This window comes from Salinimonas chungwhensis DSM 16280 (assembly GCF_000378185.1).
Lineage (GTDB): Bacteria > Pseudomonadota > Gammaproteobacteria > Enterobacterales > Alteromonadaceae > Alteromonas > Alteromonas chungwhensis.
In genome coordinates, this window is sequence record NZ_KB899377.1 from 150,152 (window position 1) to 170,017 (window position 19,866).

Sequence of the window (19,866 nt, forward strand, 5' to 3'; positions counted from 1 at the left end):
TGATACAGGTTTCTTCACGTATTGGGCAGGTCGTTTTACCTGGATTGTGACGATACCTGGCTATCAATTTGCTGAACTATCGACTTGCTGAACTATGACTGGCTGATAACTAATGTAGCTATGGTGCTGATTACCTCTTCAACTAATGTTCACCCACTCTCAGGCTTTGCCGAAGTGTGGGATTGACGGGCTCCCTCAGAGGTAGGCTTGTGCTTTGTCTTTTAGTCCGGCAAACGCATTCTGCCGGATTAACAGCAGATAAGTGCTGACGGTGTGCAGGTCAACAATAGCGATAAAACAGTAGGGCAGTCAGTGCAGTTTACTAACAGGCCCTGCAATATCACTATCTTTGCTAACTAACATCCATTTGATATAAATTTTATATCAACAGGTTTGGTATGGTTTGTTCACTTGCCATCCTAAATGACTGTTGTATCGAAACAAAGCTACGCGCATTAGTCAGGAAACTGGCCATTCTCATCAGCCACAAAAAAGGGTTGTGAGTACCAGTAGTACTTTTCCGGGCGACTTTGTGAAGGTGCCGTGCAATTTACCCGCGACCGGCCAGTAGGCAGACTTTTTTCAACCGTAAAGGTTACAGCGTTATTACTTGTTGTGACCGCGATGGCTTGGCCCTGAAAGTAGCAGGCCACCTGACTAAGCCGGACATCATCAGTTTCCACATTAAGCGTAACCTCATGGGGTGGCCGGGTATCAGTTATGTGTGGATCGGAGACCGAACTGTCGGTGACAGGTAACGCCAAACTGTTCATTTTCGTTTTCAGGCTTTTCAGGTTTGCGTAGGGGCCGGCAGCAGGAAAGCGGGGAAGCGCGGCAAAGTTAGCGTGAGGTCCGATGGCGCCTGAGTGTTGCCCAAAGCCAATGTATCCGGCTTCTTCAACCTTTAACGCTAACGCTTCATTGAATTCTCCGAATGGGTAAGCCAGATAGTTGTCAACATTATCAAGACGGGACGTCAGTATGTCCTGCGCTTCTTGAACATTATTCCATACCCGCTCAAGCCACTGTTCATCGCTCTCGTTCTGGTTGCGATTCAACATATGCAGGTGACCCATCGTATGATTGGCAAAGCTGACATTCTCCTGTGCCATTTTCTGCACTTGCGCCCAGCTCAGCTGGTCTGCGCGCTGTCCAATGGTGTCTGGGTTAATAAAAATGGTGTAGGGAAACTCATATTTTTGTAAAACAGGATGTGCATTTTCCAATATATTGGCGTAACCGTCGTCAAAGGTAATTGCCAGCGCGTCATCGGGTAGCGATTTGCCGTTTTGCGTAGCTTCAACAATCTCTTTTAGTGGTAAGACCGTGTGATGGTTATTGATATACCTCATATGTTCAGCGAATACTTTCTGTGAAACGCTGGTACTGGCCGGCGTCTGAGATGAAACATGATGATAGAGAAGAACCGGGGCGCTTGTCTGGTCTGCCAGGGTTGCCGTGCTGCCAAACAGACAAATAACGAATAATAAGCGATTGGTCAGTAACGCTAAAAAATGCTGTATCGTGTTACACTTCACAAAATTTTCCTCATAAATGAAATCGACAGTGACCCAGACGTTCCGACAAGGCTGGCCAGCCCACTGGCATATGCTGACTTTGGCCGCGCCCATGATTCTGGCGAATATTACCACACCCTTATTAGGACTAGTGGATACGGCAGTAATGGGACATATGGATTCACCCGCTATGTTGGCAGGGGCATCCATCGGAGCGCTGATACTTACCCAAATTTACTGGGTTTGCGGATTCTTACGTATGTCGGCCACGGGGTTGAGCGCACAGGCCAGAGGCCATGACAAGCCGCAAGAGTCCGCGGCAAAAGTGTTCTATCAAAGCAGTGCCATGGCGCTGTTGCTGGGGGCCGCTGTTTTTACCTTACAGCAACCTATCCTGACTGCCGGACTTTTTCTGGCTGATCCTAATACGCAAGTGAGTCAGTTCATCAGCGCTTATTTTTCAGTGCGGGTATGGTCTGCTCCGGCTGCAATGCTTAATCTGGCGCTCATCGGCTGGCTGGTGGGACAACAAAGACCCCGTGCTGTGATGATTATTCAGATCGTAGGTAATCTGGTAAATGCCGGGCTCGATTTTTTCTTCGTGCTGGGATTGGATATGTCGGTTGGAGGTGTGGCGCTAGCCACCGTTATTGCAGAATATTCGATGGCGATAATGGCCTTGGTCGTGGCACTGCGGCTTTGTGACGGCTTACGGCCCCAGCGAGAGTGGTTTAATGCTGCTGCCAGACGTATCTTATTAAAACTAAATGGCGACATGCTCATAAGAAATTTAGCCCTGCAGTTGTGCCTGGCTTTTTTAACTTTGCAAGGCGCCAGATACGGAGAAACTGCAGCAGCTGTAAATGCTATTTTAATGCAGTTTTTTGTTTTGATTGCATTGGGACTGGATGGTATCGCTTATGCTGTGGAGGCTCTGGTGGGCGAGGCCGCTGGACAAAAACAGCGTAAAGAGGTCATCCGCCAGACCCTCAGGGGGCTTTTGTGGTCATCGCTGTTTGCCATTGCCTATGCGCTGTCTTTTTGGTGGTTTGGACGCGATATCATCGGCCTGTTAACAAATTTACCCGCTTTATTTGACGCCGCCGTACCCTATTTGCCACTAATGATCTGGCTACCACTACTGGGCCACTGGTGTTTCTTATTCGACGGCGTTTTTGTGGGGCTGACCCGCTCCTCTGCCATGCGCGACACCATGATTTTCAGCGCTGCCGCCGTATATTTTCCACTATGGTGGGCGTTAAAAGATGTGGGCAACGAAGCACTTTGGTATGCCTTATTGGGATTTTTACTGGCCCGGGGGATGAGTCTGGGCGGTATGCTATGGTGGCTTAATTACCGCCGCGTGATCGCTTCTTAGCTTCATTCAGGCCGCTAAAGCGTTGAATGAACAAGCCCAGATACCCTGACATAGCCAGTACAAATCCGATCAGCAATGTACCAAGTGCAAGCCAGTACAGAACAATATGGTACTGAGCAACGCCCAGCAATAATCCAGCACCGGCAACAAATACCACCAAACCGGCAGTGAACCGACGCCAGCATCGCAGCGGGTCGGTTAAATGTTCACGAACAGACGGCACGAGGACTAGTAATTAATAGTAAGAGTGCTCGCCCGCCTGATGCTCGGTGGCATCTTTAACGCCTTTTAGCTCGCCGGCAAACTCTTCAATCATTTGCTTCTCTATGCCTTCTTTAAGGGTAACATCAACCATAGCACAACCATTACACCCCCCTCCGAATTGCAGTACGGCATAACCCTCTTCGGTTATCTCTGTCAACACAACCTGGCCACCATGGCTGGCCAACTGAGGATTGATTTCAGCTTCAATCATATAATTCACACGCTCGACCAGAGGCGCATCATCAGGCACTTTTCTGGCTTTTGCGTTAGGGGCCTTCAACGTAAGTTGCGACCCCATTTGATCGGTGACGTAGTCGATTTCTGCTTCTTCAAGATAAGGTGCGCTCTCAGCATCCACCACAGCGTTGAAACCATTAAATTCTAATTGTTGATCATTATCTTCCACTGCATTTGGCGGGCAGTAGGAGACGCCGCACTCTGCCGAGGATGTACCTGGATTGATAACAAAGACCCGGATATTCGTCCCGGATTCTTGTTTTTCCAGCAATTTTGCAAAATGCGCTTGTGCTTCTTCTGATATAGTAATCATGACCAAGTCCTGCGTTGTAACGTATCTGGACGACATAATAACAAATTTACCTGAGTAAAACAGTCAAGTATTGATGCTTTTTACCTATCAGGTCATTCGCCTTACGACGACACAATTACGGAATTTATTTATGCAAAAAGTATTTGCGTTACTCAATAATATGGCGCTTAAAGGTGCGCTGGCTATCGTTGCGCTTATCGCGTGGACCCCTGCCAGCGCAGTCATTGATAAAATCTCTGCCGATGAAGGTCAGGGCAAACCGGCCGCGCAGTATCTGCCAGCGGAAACCACCTATAACCCCGCCATTCCGACGCCAGAATCCTATCTTGGTGCACAGGTTGGCGAGTGGCATGTGCGCCATGACCAATTGGTAGGATACATGCGCCTTTTGGCTGAAAAATCTGACCGCGTCACAGTGCAGGAAACTGGCCGCACGCATGAAAACCGCCCCCTGTTATTGCTGACTATTACTTCGACAAACAATCAGCGCAATATAGACAGTTTGCGTGAAAACCACATTTCAAAGCTGCAAAAAGGTCAGGCTGACAGCGAAGACGCCCCGCTTATCCTATACATGGGCTACAGTATTCACGGCAATGAACCTTCTGGCGCAAATGCCTCGATGCTCATCGCTTATTATTTGAGCGCCGGGCAGTCCGAAAAAGTGAATGCGCTGTTGCAAAATAATATTGTGCTGCTGGATCCGTCTTTCAACCCGGACGGCCTGTCCCGGTTTGCGCAGTGGGCAAACATGCACAAAGGCAAGCAGCTGGTTTCTGACCCGGAGCATCGTGAGCATGCTGAAGGCTGGCCTTCCGGTCGGACCAATCACTATTGGTTTGATCTTAACCGCGACTGGCTGCTGTTAACGCACCCTGAGTCCAGAGCACGAATTGCTCAAATGCAGCGCTGGCGTCCGCATATTTTGACCGATTTTCACGAAATGGGTCCTAACAGCTCTTATTTTTTTCAGCCCGGCGTACCCAGTCGTAAGAATCCAAATACCCCCGAAGGCAATGTGCGTTTAACTGAAGCACTGGCCGAATTCCATATTGAGGCTTTTGACAAACAGGGCCAGCTTTATTTTTCGGAAGAAGGCTTTGATGACTTTTATTACGGTAAAGGTTCGTCGTATCCCGACTCGCTGGGCAGTATCGGTATTCTATTTGAACAGGCCAGCAGCAGAGGCCATGTGCAGGACACCATTAATGGCAAGCTGACATTCTCTGACACAATTCAAAATCAGGTAACCACTTCTTTAAGTACTTTTGCTGGCGCGATGGCGAATAAGCCGGCAATACGCAACTATCAACGTGAGTTTGCCCAAAGCACACAGAAACTGATAAACAAAGACAAACACGCCGGTTATGTCCTGGCCCGGCCTGACGATATTGCGCGGTTTGATGCATTGCTGAGCCTGCTTGACCAGCATAAAATTGAGTACAGCTGGCTGACGGAAAATACCAAAATTGACAAGCGCAAGTTCAACGCGGGTCAGGCGATTTATGTGCCTGTAGACCAGCCGGGTTATCGCTTGGTGAAGTCGTTATTTTCTACCCGTACTGACTTTGTTGATAATACCTTTTATGACGTTTCAAACTGGAATTTACCGCTGGCTTTCAATGTCGATTATGCGCCGGTAGCATCAGGTGATGCGGGCCAGATTGAAACCGGTAAAGCGCCGGTTAAACAGTCATTTAAGCCTTTACCTGAGGATGCCTATGCCTACGCTATCAACTGGCAACACTATTACAGCCCTGCAGCATTACAGCGTCTGTTAGAAGCCGGTGCGATGGTGCGTTCAGCACAGGAGGCTTTTACCGCATCGTTAAGCAGCGGCAAGCCCCGGGATTTTGCTGCCGGTACAATTATTTTACCAACCGGTCTTGAGCAGCCGGATGACTTGCCCGCGATTCTCTCGGCTATTCAATCTGATTTTGAGTTGCCGGTTCATGCTCTTCGTTCAGGGCATACAACCGCAGGGATAGATATTGGCAGTAGTTCAATGGTTCCGATTGACGCGCCCTCTGTTCTGCTGGTGGGTGGACGCGCTTCCAGCGAGTACGAAGTGGGCGAAATCTGGCATTATCTGGATACCCGGGTTGGCCTGGCGGCAACATTAGTTGAAGAGCACAGGTTAGGTAGTATCAATCTCAATAACTACAGTCATATCATTTTTGCCAGCGGTGACTACAACCAAATGAATGATAAGGTAGCCCGGTCAGTCACGCGCTGGGTTAAACAAGGCGGCACGCTTATCGGCGTTCGTACAGCGCTTCGTTTGTTTGCCGACCAGCAATGGTTGCCGCTGGAGATTGTTGATAAAGAAAAGATTGAAGAAGCGTTTAGCACTGAAGGTCTGACCTATGCGGATCGCGGTGCCCGGTATGCCAAAAAACTTATTGCGGGTGCGGTATACAACACTAATATCGACCCAACCCATCCGATATTTTTTGGCTATGAACAGGCGCAACTGCCGATGTTTAAAACCACCAATATGATTGTTGAAACCGATAATTCGCCCTTTACCACACCGGCTACTTACGTCGAGTCACCATTGATGGCAGGCTACAGCGCCTCGCAGTTGACTGAAATGGTCGGACAGACAGCTGCTGTGGTAGCCGATGACCTGGGCCGGGGTGTGGTCATCGGCTTTGTTGATGATATTCATTTTCGTGGTTACTGGCGAGGCACTGATAAGCTGATGAGCAATGCTATTTATCAGTCGGCGCACCTGAAGTAAGACGGCGCCGGGAAGGTGGCGGTGTTACCGCCATCGCCCAGATTTGTACGTCAGTATCCGGTGCTTGGCGGCGAATAAGTGCAGCCAGCGCATCGACCGTGCAGCCTGTAGTAACTACATCATCCACAATTGCGACATTTTTAACCGGTGGCAAGCTGCGTATCTCAAACATATTGCGCAGGTTAGTCAGTCGCTCTGAGCGTTGCAGCGTATGTTGCGCCTTGCCATTCCGGCGGGTGGCCCAACCGCCATATGTGGCAATTCCCGTGAGTCGGCTTAGTTGCCGGCTCAGCTCACCCGCTTGATTGAACTGACGCTTCCAATAACGCCATGGCGGTAAGGGGACAGGGAGTAAAATCTGTGGCAGCGGCGTAATATAATCAACAGATGTCTGAACAAACCAGCGGGCCAGAATACTGGCGTAGCGCAGGTCATAACTGAACTTGAGGTTTTGAATCATCTGATTAAATGGCCACTGATAGTAACCACATGCATACAACGCATTACAATGGGCATGCCGTAGGTAACGCGAAATTTCTGGTCTGCGCAGTAAGTTAGGTGGATTTGTGTGATGTTCGAAAAAACAGGTATCGGTTTTGCAGTGTCTGCAGCACAGGGGATCTTCCCCGGTAAGAGGTTGCTGACAGAGCAGACAGGAATAGTTTAACCAGCGCATCATAAATCGCGTCAATGTCTCCGTAACGGCTGCCTGAAAATGGGCATAATAAGGGTGAACAATTTGCACAATTGTACAAAAAATACTGATCTGATAACCCGTACTCAGGGCACAGGAAAAGATCTGGTTTTGCTGCACGGATGGGGAATGAATAGTGGTGTATTCAAAGAGTTTTCACCATTACTGTCAGATGAGTACAGTGTCACGGTAATTGACTTACCCGGATTTGGCGAAAATCACAGTGTTGCACCGACCGACTATACAATTGCCGGCTTGGCAGAGATCTTAGCTCCGGTTTTGCCGGCTAACTGTATTCTTGCGGGGTGGTCTATGGGCGGACTTGTGGCTCAGCAACTGGCGCTCAGTATGCCGGAAAAAGTGATGGGTCTGGTAACAATAGCCTCTTCTCCACGATTTGCTTCGCAGCAGGGATGGCCCGGTATCGAACCGGCATTATTACAACAGTTCCAGTATGAGCTGGGTGAAAACTTTGCAAAAACGCTGGATCGGTTTTTAGCTATTCAGACCATGGGCTGCGAGACAGCACGCAAAGACGTGAAAACGATAAAACACAGTGTTAAAGAGTACCCCCAGCCTTCTGTTGAGACACTTAAAGCCTCTCTTGAACTGCTCTCTAATGAAGATTTACGCAGGCATGTAGGGCAAATAAAACAGCCGACGTTGCGTATTTATGGCAGGTTGGACAGTCTCGTGCCTAAAACGGCCATTGATAGCATTTGCCAGTTACATCCCCAGTCTGATGCAGTGGTACTTTCCGGCGCCTCTCATGCTCCGTTTATCTCTCACCCGAAACAAACCGCTGATATCATTAAGCGTTTTGTAACCACCAGAGTTTCCTGACTAATACTTTTTTACTTTCTTTGTTTAATGGTTAATACTTAAGCATTAGCAGAGTGAGGAAAGGTAACAAACTTATGACGGTGAGCATCAACAACTCGATGGGTTCAGCCCTTACCCATGCTCAGTATGGTATGCATCAGGCCAGCCAAAAGGTGACAGAGGCCGCCTCGCAAATCGCCAGGCAAAACAATGAACCATCGGCTCAGGGTCTGGTTACACACCTGATGGCCCTGCAAACCAACACGATTTATCATGAAGCTGCTGCGAAAGTAGTTAGTGTTACAGATGATACAGTTGGACAGCTTATCGACACGCGGGCCTGATCAATGAATATTGCGCCGGCTTTTCCCTCGGTCCTCGCCTCGCCGTCCGGTAATCTCAATACCGAAGCTGCCCGTCGTGAAAACGTGCTTCAGGAAACCATACCCAAAGCTGCAGGATCTGAGCCTGAACAGGCTGGCCAGGGGCCAGGCTCTGACTCAGATCGTACACGTCAGCCCGCCGCATCACAACACGCTGTTACCTATGAAAAGCCAGTCACCGTCGAGCCGCAAGATGCCGGGTCGGGTGTCGCCGGCCAATCGTCTAAAAATAACAGTAGCGAAGAACAAAGTGCAGGACGAGAACAGGCAGAACAGCGTCAGCAAGAGCAACAGGCAGAACAGAAAGTTGCTGAGCTGGAAAAGCGGGATAGAGAAGTGCGCATTCATGAAGAGGCTCACCGGGCGGCTGGTGGCCAATATGCGTCAGCGCCTCAGTATGAATATACTACCGGACCTGATAATAAGCGGTATGCGACCGGTGGTGAAGTAAGTATTGATGTCAGTAAGGAGAAAACACCGGCTGAAACAATACAAAAAATGGAGCAGGTGAGAAAAGCGGCACTGGCTCCGGCTGAGCCTTCATCTCAGGACAGAAAGGTAGCCAGCGAGGCGGCGCAGGCAATCGCTCAGGCGCGTAGTGAACTGGCTCAGGAACGAACCGATGAGCAAAATGGTAAGGCCCCCTCAGAATCAGCAAATCCGCTGACTGAGAGGATGGCACGGATCCAGTTTACTTATCGGCAGGCTTATACCCCAAAAGACGCTGGTTTTCAGACCAGCGCCTGACGTCTGTTATTTTTGTTTGGCCTTGGCAAACGCATCGGCAAACGCGTTGCCCATCGCCAGGTTCGAAGGCTGTGAGGATTTTTCAGAGCGCGGCTTTTTACTTCCTGCTTTGGCATTTTTTGCCTTGCCTTTATGGGCACCTGCATTACCTTGTTTAGCGGGCGCGCCCGGCGTGTCATCAAGGCGCATGGAAAAAGAGATACGCTTGCGCGCAACATCGACTTCCATCACTTTGACCTTCACAATATCACCGGCTTTGACGACTTCCCGGGGGTCAGAGATGAATTTGTCCGTAAGGGCTGAAATATGAACCAGACCATCCTGGTGAACACCAACATCTACAAAGGCCCCAAAGTTCGCCACATTACTTACCACACCCTCGAGAATCATCCCCGGCGTCAGGTCAGTAATTGTTTCAACGCCTTCTTTAAATGTGGCTGTCTTAAATTCTGGTCGCGGATCCCGCCCAGGCTTATCAAGCTCGCTAAGAATATCTTTCACCGTTGGCAAGCCAAATGCTTCACTGGTAAAAGTCTCCGGTGAAAGCGCTTTGAGCAGCGCAGTATTGCCAATCAGGTCATTCACGGCGACATCGGTTTTTTTAACGATAGCATCGACCACAGCATAAGACTCCGGATGCACTGCCGACTGGTCAAGCGCATTATTACCATCGTAAATGCGTAAAAAGCCTGCTGCCTGCTCAAATGCTTTAGGCCCCAGACGCTCGACTTTTAACAACGACTTACGGTTATCAAACGCGCCATTAGTATCCCGAAACTGAACAATATTCTGCGCCAGTGTTTTGTTTAACCCGGACACGTAGCTAAGCAGGGCGGGTGAAGCAGTATTTAAATCTACGCCAACCGCGTTTACGCAGTCTTCTATTACCCGATCCAACGATTTACCCAGCTGACTTTGACTGACATCATGCTGATACTGGCCCACACCGATTGCTTTAGGTTCTATCTTTACCAGCTCAGCCAGGGGATCTTGTAATCTACGCGCAATGGAAACCGCACCACGTAATGATACATCCATTCCCGGCAACTCTTTGGAGGCCAGTTCAGACGCTGAGTAAACAGACGCCCCGGCTTCACTGACCATTATTTTCTGCGCACTAATCTCACTGTGAGCCTTGAGCATTTCACCCACCAGCTTATCGGTTTCACGGGATCCGGTGCCATTGCCGATACTGATGAGCTGAACCTTATGTTGCTTACATAAAGTAGCCAAAGTGCGTAAGGCTTTATCCCATTGATTTTGAGGTGTGTGGGGGAAGATCGTGTTTGTTGCCACAACTTTTCCGGTGCCATCTACGATAGCCACTTTCACTCCGGTGCGCAGACCTGGATCCAGACCCATCGTGGTTTTTGCGCCAGCCGGGGCGGCCATTAACAGGTCATTGAGATTTTTGGCAAAAACACTGATGGCCTCTTCTTCGGCGTGATCGCGCAGCGTGCTGAAAAACTCGGTTTCCATATGCAGACCAATTTTTATTTTCCAGGTCCACTGTACGACCTGTTGCAAAAATGCATCGGCAGGTCGTCCGCGATTAGCGATATTGTAGTGTTCAGCGATAATGTGCTCGCAATGAGACGGGGCTTTAGGATCCTCACTTTTCGGGTCAGCATTAAGCTGTATTTGCAGTACGCCTTCGTTGCGACCACGAAACATCGCCAGCGCACGGTGCGAGGGAACGGCTTTTAATTTTTCGGAATGGGCAAAGTAATCTTTGTATTTTTGCGCGTCATTTTCTTTACCTTTCACAACGGTACTGTCGATAAAAGCATTGTCGGTAAGGTATCGGCGGATCTTGGCCAGCAGGCTGGCATCCTCTGCAAACCGCTCCATCAAAATATAGCGGGCGCCTTCCAGCGCTGCTTTTATGTCAGCCACCCCGTTGTCAGAACTTACATAGCGCTGCGCCAGAGATTCAGGTACTTGAGAAGGGTCGTTAAACAGCTCATCAGCCAGGGGTTGCAAACCGGCTTCGATGGCAATCTGCCCTTTGGTTCGCCGACGAGGTTTGTAAGGAAGATAAAGATCTTCCAGAGTAGTCTTGCTGTCAGCATCAACAATCTGTTGTTTTAGCGTGTCCGACAACTTACCTTGCTCTTCAACTGACTTAAGAATGACATTGCGTCGCTCATCAAGCTCACGCAAATAAGTCAGGCGCTGCTCCAGTGTGCGCAGCTGCGTATCATCCAGCCCCCGCGTGGCCTCTTTCCGATAGCGAGCAATGAAAGGGACGGTGGCGCCGCTGTCTAAGAGTGAAACGGCAGCTTCAATCTGGGCGGGGTTAACCGCCAGTTCATTTGCGATAGTCTTTATAATCATAATATCAGTGCGGTACTCAAAAGCTGGGCTGGAGCATGTATGTCATGATCTGCCAAAAAAGAAAAATATTATCTAAAAAATTGCCGGACAGTATAGCACTGATAACCCTGTGAAGCAGTGCGTTTGTCTCATCAGGCTAAGGTTTCAGGGCTATCTGATACTGTAATAGAAAACCGCTGCTGAAGATGATTACGAAAGCCCAGCGCAATATTCTCAATATTTTGCTGAAAGGACTGCCATTGGCAAGCAGGGAATTCTTCAAGCAATGTGTTTAGCGTGTTTAGCTGTTTGATAATATCTGTTGCACCGATAGATTTTGCAACCTCTTGCAAGGTATTTATCTGAGCGCACGCTCGTTGTGCATCGCCGCATTTAAGTGCTTGGGATAGACGAACAATCAAAATAGGAAGGTTGGCGGAGAACCGGCTTAGCAGCTTTTGAACAAGCTCTCTGTCAGCCCCGAGTCGCTGAAAAAGTTCGCAATCATAAATTTCTGCGTGATCTGCCATGAGCTTTCCTAATCAATTTCCTATCAAATGTAGTGATGCGGCTTCCCATGTCCCTGGGAATAAGAAATTACCTGAAGTGAACAGTATACAAAGCTGGTATTAAAAGTGGATAAGTAATTTTACGGATAGTTGGTCAAAGATACTGCGCTGAGAACTATTTTTCACTTTTTTAAAGCGTCAAATCCGGTTAAGCTGGCAAAGTTTATCTATTTTCACGATCACACGTATAGGGTGTAGAGCGCTTGTTACGAATAACAGGCCATTTTTAATACACCTGAGAAAACCAGAGGTAAACCATGATCAAAATTTCTTCGTCGGTACAGATTGAAGATGATGATATAGATATGACAGCAATACGGGCGCAGGGTGCAGGCGGTCAAAATGTTAATAAAGTCAATTCGGCGATTCATCTACGGTTTGACATTGCTGCTTCATCATTGCCTGACGAGGTTAAACAAAAGCTTTTAAACAAACCTGATAGCCGTGTAAATACTGACGGGGTGTTTGTATTAAAGGCACAAAACTATCGCACTCAGGAACAAAACCGCTTTGATGCGCAGGAGCGGTTAGTGGCCTGGATAGCCCAGGCGTTGATAGTAGAAAAAAAACGCAAGCCCACCCGCGTAAGTAAAGGGGCGAAAGAAAAACGTATCAAAGCAAAGAAGCAACAGGGTGAGCGTAAACAAATGCGCAAAAAAATTCCTCTGTAAATGAGTAAAATTTAAATAATTCTTCTCAAAAAAGGCGTGGCACTTTTCGATAGTGTGACTGTCGTACAGTGGCAGACGGCATTGCTATTTATAAACTTCTTAATATGGTAATTCAGATTAGTGGCTGTTGATAAAGATTTACAAACTATTCAGTCTATTGACGCCGTGCCGCACATAATGAGTATGCTGGCAGATACCACGGGCCTGCGTTTTATTTGTGTGGCCAGGGTTACCGAGTCATATTGGAAAAGTTGCGCGGTGCTGGATAAAGTTAGCTTTGATCTCAAGCCGGGGGACGAGCTAGACATCAAAGCCACGTTTTGTGACCGGGTCAGAAGTACTGCGAAACCTATAATCATCGAACAGGCGAGTACCGATGGTACGTATAGCCGAAGCGATATTCCTTTGATGTATGGGTTTGAGAGCTATTTTTCGTATCCTATTTATGATCATAACAATAATTTTTTCGGCACGATTTGCGGCTTGGATCCTTTGCCGAAAAAACTCAACACGCCCTTTATAAAGGGACAGATTGCGGCATTTGCTGAACTGATCTCTCGGCAACTTGAAGCTGAAGAAGCGCTAACCAACACTCAGTCTGATCTATCTTATGAGCAGACGGCTTCAAAACTACGTGAACAATACATCGCCATTCTCGGGCACGATTTACGAACCCCGCTCTCATCAGTAAGCATGGGCATAGATTACCTTAAAGGCAATGTTACCGATGAAACATCGCAAAAAGTGCTCACTAAAATGGATAAGAGCACTAAGCGAATGACCCGGCTGATCAGCGATGTCATGGACTTTACCCATGGAAAAATGGGCAATGGCATACCATTGAAGTTAAGCTCAGTGGAAGATTTGGGCAGCGCGCTTTTGTGGACAGTTAACGAGCTTGTCGATCTACATCCAGAATGTGATGTACAGGCGGATATAGAAATCGCGGGTACCTTTAATTGTGATCAGGATCGCATTAGCCAGTTACTCTCTAACCTGCTGATAAATGCCATCGTTCATGGCGACCATAAACAGCCTATTTATGTGAAAGGACGTACAAACAAAGATGAATTAGAATTGTCTGTTTCAAACGGCGGCCAACCAATTCCTCCAGAAACCCAGGAAAGGCTGTTTCAGCCATTTTGGCGTGAGCAAAGCAGTAGTCATAGTCAGGGATTAGGGCTGGGTCTTTTCATCGCCTCACAAATTGCAGAGGCGCATGATGGTGAGCTCAGGGTTGACTCAAACACGCAACAAACTATATTTACGTTTAAGGCGATTCTTTAACTTTCACTACAGTTGTATCATCACGCTACGATGATGAACATACCCATTGGGCCTGCCACTTTTCTTACTTAGCGACCGTTATAATTTACTGATAGCTTTGCGAGAGGGAGACAAATATAAACTCTCAAATTCTTCAAATGGTAATGGACGAGAAAAGTAATACCCCTGGAAATACTTAATTCCCATTGCCAGCAGAGCATTTACTTGAAATTCACTTTCAATGCCTTCTACTAATGTAACCAGGTTACAGGAAAGGCTGATATCATGTATTCCCTTCACGAACATTACCTCTGCTTCACAGTCCATTTGCTTTACAAAAGCTTTATCTATTTTCAGGATATCTAGAGGAAGCTTGGTAAGGTAACTTAGTGAAGAGTAGCCAGTACCAAAATCATCCAGCGCTATGCGAAAACCATGTTGCTTTAATTCCAGCAACTTCTCTATTGATTTGTCGATATCGTGCATCATTGCTGACTCAGTTACTTCAAGTGTGTATAACGCGGGAGAAACATTATATTTTTCAAATAATCTTAAAATGTCAGAGACATAGCTTGGTCGCCCTAGTTCCCATGAAGAAACATTGATTGATAACCTGAAATCTTTCTTTAACAGTTGGTTTTGATACTTATGTATAGCCGTAAGTGATTTTTCCAGAATTTGGGACCCCAGTTTGTGAATGAGCCCATACTTTTCTGCTAAAGGGATGAAGTCACAGGGAGGGATAAAACCTTGCTTGCTATGCCACCTCACAAGAACTTCGGCGCCATAAAGTTCACCGCTAGCACTTATCTGGGGTTGAAAAAATGCCTGCAAAAGAAAATCATCGAGGGCGTCCTGAAGTGATTTCATTAGCGACTGCTCGTAGCGACTTCGATGTAAGTCACTCTCTTCCAGCCTTACGATATTTGACTTCGAAAACTGTTTTGCATGAGCAATAGCTTGCTCTGCGAATCCAAATAGCTCTTCTGGTTCGCGGACTTCCTCACTGCGCAATACCGCCATACCAATTGTACAGGTGGGCTTAAAATCCCTTTGATCAATAAAAATCTCCTGTTGAGCTGCATATTGAACAGAGATTGCAACCTGATGGATAAATTCTTCGTTATTGGTCTCACCACAGCAGACTAACAGAAATTGATCGATATCCAGTTTCGCTAATTTAATTTGATGCGTTTCCGCTACAGACTTCAGCTGAGTTGCTATGCGACGGAGGATTCGGTTGCCGACTTTACGACCAAAAGTCCTGTTGTAACGTGAAAAATGGTCAATATCGACGATCCAAAATGCAATAGAAGCTCTTTCCATTAAAAGCCATTTTTCTGACTCTAGAGATTTTACCATTTGAGCGCGATTCGGAAGGCCTGTCTGTAAATCCTTAAAAGCCAGTTCAGCCAATTTAACCTGCATGCTGTCATGTTCAACAATCAATCTGATCGCAAAGTAACCAATGAGTACCAGTACGCCCAACAACGAAATGAATACGCTGTTTATGAATCCAAAAACCACCAATATATCATGGAGAAAAAGGATGCTTGAGAGAATCATATAGCCAATAAAGAACTGACTTCTCACATCTTTATTGCTTCGCACGTACATAAGCATCGAGCACAGGTACCATAACTGACATGCTATGAATGCTAAATTTCTGATACTACCAAGAAGACTGGAAGGGCCAGTTAATATTGGAACAGCGCTACCCCAAAATGTATTTATTGTTTTTATCTCTGGCATTGCGGAAAACGGGATAGGAATGGCCGAAATTACCTCGTAGATACTCACCGAAAGGCAGAATAATAAGGTGACAGTTATCGCAACAGGGGAGTAGAGATAACCAGTGAGTCGAGTGATAAGTAATACGACAGTGGGCATTATCCATAGCGCGGTAACGTTGAGATATTTGGCCGCCAGGACCATACTTTCAAGCGACGCCCCACTAAAAAAGATATATAGATAATATTCATGTATCGCAGCCAAAAGTGCAGTAGTGCACACCCAAAACTTAAGCTCCGTATGCTGCCTGCGGCCTAATCGTGAACAAAGTAGTATTGCGGTGATTATACTTACAGTCACCATTGCACCACTAAACATTAAGTAAAAATGTAATACGGCCGACATAATAAAACTTCAAAGTTGAGTTGAAATTTCTCCAGAGTCACAGGAGACGAGTTAAGACGCTTTGCATTGAAATCCAAGGAAGATAACATTATTCGTTATCTACACCACTATTCTTTAGTCTATTAGCTTATGAATCGTTAAAGCTCAAAAATAATGGCTTGAGAGAAATTGATTTCAATAATAAATTTGATTATTTTCCTGAACGAATAAATGATGCTGCTTATAATCAACAATGGATGCAGAGCTTCGAATGGTACATAAATTTAAAATAGCGTAGTTCTGTACACCTACGTACTTTCTATCATGGCTCATACTTAGATACCCACGGATACAAAGCACCACCCTCCGAGCATAGCAATGGGTAATAGAAGTATTTCCACACCGCTGGTTCACCCACCATAAAGGCACAGTTTTGGTCTGCCGGGTCATAGGTCCAATTCAAAGAAAGAGAATGGCTCTGACAGAAATTAAAGCGGTGGAGAGCATGGTGAAAGTGTATCGGATGCGGCTATACAGCGTAAGTTGATTTATGCGATTACTCAACGACAATATAATCAGACAGGTTACCGAAGAAGACCTTGCACGGTCGGTACTGGGAAAGCAGCTTCAAAACCACAGGCTTTGTTAAATAAGCCTGCATTAGCTGCCTGTATGCGCTATGTTGACTTTAATCCAGAACCTGAATCGCAAAACTCCAGAAGATGCTTTGCATATCAGTATACAAAAGCATTTGGCTGCAAAAATCAATCGCCAGCCCCTGGGTAGCTGTGTCTGTTCGCTGGGCCCTGCCACAATTGGGTATCGGCTGACCATCCATAGCTTGAACGGCTGGTTAAATGATAATAATCGATGGCTCAGAGCATGTTTGTCATCGCCAAAGATACTCACTAAGAGCTTTTCATCAATATTAAGCTTTACTCTGCAGCATGATTAGCCGTAAATGTCAGACTTGAAAAGTAGGTTTCAAAGTCAGCACGATTGTTATTTTGCAGTGGGACACCCCAGACCACATTGAGTTTTACCGGCCCTTTTTTATTAAATTTAAACGTCGCATGCCCCTTATTGTCAGTTCGTGCTGATTGCGCTGTGTGAGTAGCGTTGTTTAATGGCAGGGCGTCAATTTTCGCATGCTGAAGTGGCTGTCCCCTGAAAAGAACCTTCACCGACAGCGAGCCATCGTTGGCTAAGTCGTAGGGATGCTGCAATGGAACAATTTCAAGTGTGTGTCCAACCGGCTTGGTAGCGTTAGCGGTAAGCTCGTCGCCAATCTGAACAATCGTCTTGGCTTTACGAGAATAAAGCTCAATGCCGGTGGAATTCATTAAGCCGTTTGACTGTCTGTATTCTGCTATTGCTTTAAGGCCTTCATCTTTAACATAACTGTTGAACTTGTCCGCGACTAATTCGCTTACACTATGATAGCTTTCAAAGCCAATAACATAGGTTCCAGGTTGAAGCGTCGGGGTTTTTGCAGCACCTGGTAGTAAGTCAGATTTAGGGATAATACTGGCCGCTAAGTCGGTGACGCCATCTGAGTTATAGCTTCGCAATGCAACAATGGTGTCCCAGCGTAAATTCCAGTTATTAATATTTTCTTTGTGACCCACCTTAAACTGAATAGATACTGATGTGGGTGTCTCACTAATATACTGGCCTGGCGCCAGCCAAAAGTCATGGGCGAATGCGGTTGGAGTTATACTCGCCAAAAGACCACACCATGCTAACATTTTCCTAATTTGCATTTTTATATCCTCTTTTTTGTGGAGCTCGCCTCATGGCAGGTCCTGTGTTTCAATATCATTGCTGATGATCGGTGGTTTTATCCGCCATTGTCAGTTTCATAATTTATCTGTTGTATCGTACCAAATGCGATTAATCCACCATTCAAACTGGCCAGCCTCGGTGTGCACCAGCACCTCATCATCTTCAGATTTTCCCAACAGGGCTCGTGCCATAGGGGAGTCCACAGAGATATAATCTCTTCGACCAAAAATTTCGTCATAACCGACAATTCGCAGGATGAGTGTCTTGCCATCTTCGTTTTCTATTTCTACCCAGGCCCCGAAAAACACTTTACCTTCCTGCTCCGGGTTGTAGTCGATAGCTTTCAACCGCTCCAGACATTTACGCAGATAGCGTACCCGGCGATCTATTTCTCGCAGACGTTTTTTATTGTACTGATAATCAGCATTTTCACTACGATCGCCTAAACTGGCAGCCCAGGTAACTTTACGTGTGACTTCGGGACGTTCCTGGCGCCACAAAGCGTCCAGTTCATCTTTTAATTTGTGGTATCCCCCACGGGTAATTAAAGGCGTTTTCAATGTATGCTTGCCAAAGTAATGTTTTTAAACTATTTTTTAAACAACCCAGTATATCTGTCGGCGTCATTGCCGCCACACGCTCCTGTGTTGCCCCGGATAAAAATGAACCAACCTGTTTAAACGGTGGTCTTATGATTATCCATGTCAATGGATGTGATTTAAAGAGAGCAACGTTATGGTCAGTGAAAATGTGAAAGCGGTAAATTACCACAAGCCGTCAGTGCCCAAAAAGTTTGGTCTGACAATCGTCGGCTTCCTGTTGTTTATGACCGGTGCGGTGCTATTGGCAGTAGGGGCGATTGAGGTATTTAAATTGATTGAAGATTTTGCCACAGGCTTTTTCCTGATTGGCGGATTGTTTCTGTATAAAGCCGGCCGTATTGTTTTACGGCATTGCGCAACCGTCAGAGTAAAGCGGGAGCGTCGAAATCACCTAACGCTATAAACAAACAGGTTTTTGTTCCAAATCGGTTCTAGCAGAAACTGGCAGCTTTAGTAATACAGCCTATAGTTATTAATGTCGATTAGACAAAAATTGAAAAGCCCGTATTACTATCCGGGCACGCGCTGTAAACCACGTCTAAAGTTTATACACGTTGGGAATAAGGCTGGCACGGATTTGCCGTTAAAAACAAAGAAGCCGGTGCATGTGCACCGGCTTTTCTATTTTATAAACAGAATTTATTCCGTTTCTTCTTCAGCGTTTTCGTCCATCACATCGAGTAATTCAACTTCAAAAATTAGCGTTGAATTAGGTGTAATAGCACCGGTCGCTCGTTCGCCATAAGCAAGTTCTGGTGGAATAACAAAGCGGTACTTAGCGCCTTCCTGCATCAGCTGAACGCCCTCAGTCCAACCTGGAATCACCCGATTAAGCGGGAATGTAGCAGGCTCGTCGCGAGCATAAGAGGAATCGAATTCTGTCCCGTCAATTAAGGTGCCCCGATAGTGGACTTGCACAGTATCTTCTGCTGACGGACTGGCGCCATCACCCTCTTCGAGAACTTCGTACTGAATACCAGACTCAGTGGCTTTTACACCTTCTTTTTTGGCATTTTCAGCCATGTACTCTTTACCCTGCTGAACATTCTCTTCAGCCTGTTTTTGGGCCTGAGCCTGTTGTTTTTCACGCAGAACCTGTTCACCTTCCTGGGCCAACTGCTGGATTTCTTCCTGGCTGAATTTAAGTGAATCATTTAAGCCATCTTCAAAGCCTTGTTTCAAAGCTTCTCTGTCCATGGGCACATCCAGCTGCTCTTGCTGTTGCGCGCGGTTGTTAACAAATAAGCCCATGCTGGCGCCCATGGCATAAGCGTGCTTTTGCGCATCGGTCATTGCTTCACCGGATTTTGACACATCAGAAGATGTTGCTTCTTCGTTTTGGTTAGTTGTGTTTTCTGCTGTGTCCGGCTGGCAGGCGAAAAGCCCCAGCGCGGCTACTGTCGACAATGCGACAAGTGACTTACGCATATTTATTCTCCGTTTA

18 protein-coding genes are annotated in these 19,866 nt (G+C 46.7%); 8 read left to right on the forward strand and 10 right to left on the reverse strand.

What is annotated here, in order from left to right:
* Positions 1-455 precede the first annotated feature (455 nt).
* A complete protein-coding gene (locus F458_RS0104890) occupies positions 456-1,538 on the reverse strand; it encodes a polysaccharide deacetylase family protein (protein ID WP_211213187.1) in 1,083 nt (360 codons plus the stop codon).
* A 91-nt stretch (positions 1,539-1,629) separates the two neighbouring features.
* On the opposite strand from F458_RS0104890, the gene F458_RS0104895 reads away from it, so the two are divergent.
* Positions 1,630-2,895: an MATE family efflux transporter gene (locus tag F458_RS0104895; RefSeq protein ID WP_018982266.1), complete on the forward strand. Its 1,266-nt coding sequence runs from the start codon at positions 1,630-1,632 to the stop codon at positions 2,893-2,895.
* Here the strand turns inward: F458_RS0104895 and F458_RS0104900 are convergent.
* Positions 2,867-3,118 carry a hypothetical protein gene (locus F458_RS0104900; RefSeq protein ID WP_018982267.1) on the reverse strand — a complete coding sequence of 84 codons (252 nt, stop codon included), beginning with the start codon at positions 3,116-3,118 and terminating at the stop codon, positions 2,867-2,869. The two genes, F458_RS0104895 and F458_RS0104900, sit on opposite strands and share 29 nt — an antisense overlap.
* 12 nt (positions 3,119-3,130) lie before the next feature.
* On the reverse strand, positions 3,131-3,709 hold the full coding sequence (gene nfuA, locus F458_RS0104905; RefSeq protein ID WP_018982268.1) for a Fe-S biogenesis protein NfuA: 579 nt from the start codon (positions 3,707-3,709) through the stop codon (positions 3,131-3,133).
* Positions 3,710-3,839: 130 nt separating this feature from the next.
* Between nfuA and F458_RS0104910 the strand changes: the two genes are divergently transcribed.
* A complete protein-coding gene (locus F458_RS0104910) occupies positions 3,840-6,452 on the forward strand; it encodes a M14 metallopeptidase family protein (RefSeq protein WP_018982269.1) in 2,613 nt (870 codons plus the stop codon).
* Here F458_RS0104910 and F458_RS0104915 read toward each other — a convergent pair.
* Positions 6,424-6,912, reverse strand: coding sequence for a ComF family protein (locus F458_RS0104915; RefSeq protein WP_156824167.1), 489 nt, complete (start codon positions 6,910-6,912; stop codon positions 6,424-6,426). The genes F458_RS0104910 and F458_RS0104915 overlap by 29 nt on opposite strands.
* Before the next feature lie 270 nt (positions 6,913-7,182).
* Here F458_RS0104915 and bioH point away from each other — a divergent pair, with 270 nt between their 5' ends.
* The 3 genes from bioH (at position 7,183) to F458_RS0104930 (ending at position 9,098) form a co-directional block, all read left to right on the forward strand.
* On the forward strand, positions 7,183-7,989 hold the full coding sequence (bioH, locus tag F458_RS0104920) for a pimeloyl-ACP methyl ester esterase BioH (RefSeq protein WP_051085002.1): 807 nt from the start codon (positions 7,183-7,185) through the stop codon (positions 7,987-7,989).
* A gap of 74 nt (positions 7,990-8,063) precedes the next feature.
* Positions 8,064-8,312: a hypothetical protein gene (locus F458_RS0104925; protein ID WP_018982272.1), complete on the forward strand. Its 249-nt coding sequence runs from the start codon at positions 8,064-8,066 to the stop codon at positions 8,310-8,312.
* 3 nt (positions 8,313-8,315) lie between these two features.
* Positions 8,316-9,098, forward strand: coding sequence for a putative metalloprotease CJM1_0395 family protein (locus F458_RS0104930; protein WP_018982273.1), 783 nt, complete (start codon positions 8,316-8,318; stop codon positions 9,096-9,098).
* 6 nt (positions 9,099-9,104) lie between these two features.
* Here F458_RS0104930 and F458_RS0104935 read toward each other — a convergent pair whose 3' ends face one another.
* Both F458_RS0104935 and F458_RS0104940 read right to left on the reverse strand, forming a co-directional pair.
* Positions 9,105-11,435: a Tex family protein gene (locus tag F458_RS0104935; RefSeq protein WP_018982274.1), complete on the reverse strand. Its 2,331-nt coding sequence runs from the start codon at positions 11,433-11,435 to the stop codon at positions 9,105-9,107.
* 131 nt (positions 11,436-11,566) lie between these two features.
* Positions 11,567-11,944, reverse strand: a complete 378-nt coding sequence (locus F458_RS0104940) for a hypothetical protein (RefSeq protein ID WP_018982275.1) — start codon at positions 11,942-11,944, stop codon at positions 11,567-11,569.
* 296 nt (positions 11,945-12,240) lie between these two features.
* On the opposite strand from F458_RS0104940, the gene arfB reads away from it, so the two are divergent.
* A complete protein-coding gene (gene arfB / locus F458_RS0104945; RefSeq protein WP_018982276.1) occupies positions 12,241-12,654 on the forward strand; it encodes an alternative ribosome rescue aminoacyl-tRNA hydrolase ArfB in 414 nt (137 codons plus the stop codon).
* A gap of 120 nt (positions 12,655-12,774) precedes the next feature.
* The gene (locus F458_RS0104950) at positions 12,775-13,941 is read left to right on the forward strand and encodes a GAF domain-containing sensor histidine kinase (protein ID WP_018982277.1); all 1,167 of its coding nucleotides are present in this window, start codon (positions 12,775-12,777) and stop codon (positions 13,939-13,941) included.
* 78 nt (positions 13,942-14,019) lie between these two features.
* Here the strand turns inward: F458_RS0104950 and F458_RS0104955 are convergent, their stop codons facing one another.
* The 3 genes from F458_RS0104955 to greB form a co-directional block, all read right to left on the reverse strand.
* A complete protein-coding gene (locus F458_RS0104955) occupies positions 14,020-15,513 on the reverse strand; it encodes a putative bifunctional diguanylate cyclase/phosphodiesterase (RefSeq protein ID WP_169334825.1) in 1,494 nt (497 codons plus the stop codon).
* A gap of 1,457 nt (positions 15,514-16,970) precedes the next feature.
* A complete protein-coding gene (locus tag F458_RS0104965; protein ID WP_232362637.1) occupies positions 16,971-17,762 on the reverse strand; it encodes a DUF4198 domain-containing protein in 792 nt (263 codons plus the stop codon).
* 132 nt (positions 17,763-17,894) lie between these two features.
* The gene (greB, locus tag F458_RS0104970) at positions 17,895-18,380 is read right to left on the reverse strand and encodes a transcription elongation factor GreB (protein ID WP_018982281.1); all 486 of its coding nucleotides are present in this window, start codon (positions 18,378-18,380) and stop codon (positions 17,895-17,897) included.
* 175 nt (positions 18,381-18,555) lie between these two features.
* On the opposite strand from greB, the gene F458_RS19045 reads away from it, so the two are divergent.
* Positions 18,556-18,825 (forward strand): hypothetical protein, encoded by a 270-nt coding sequence (locus tag F458_RS19045; protein WP_018982283.1) that lies wholly within the window; start codon positions 18,556-18,558, stop codon positions 18,823-18,825.
* Positions 18,826-19,061: 236 nt separating this feature from the next.
* Here the strand turns inward: F458_RS19045 and fkpA are convergent, their stop codons facing one another.
* Positions 19,062-19,850, reverse strand: a complete 789-nt coding sequence (gene fkpA / locus F458_RS0104985) for an FKBP-type peptidyl-prolyl cis-trans isomerase (protein ID WP_018982284.1) — start codon at positions 19,848-19,850, stop codon at positions 19,062-19,064.
* Between the last annotated feature and the right edge of the window lie 16 nt (positions 19,851-19,866).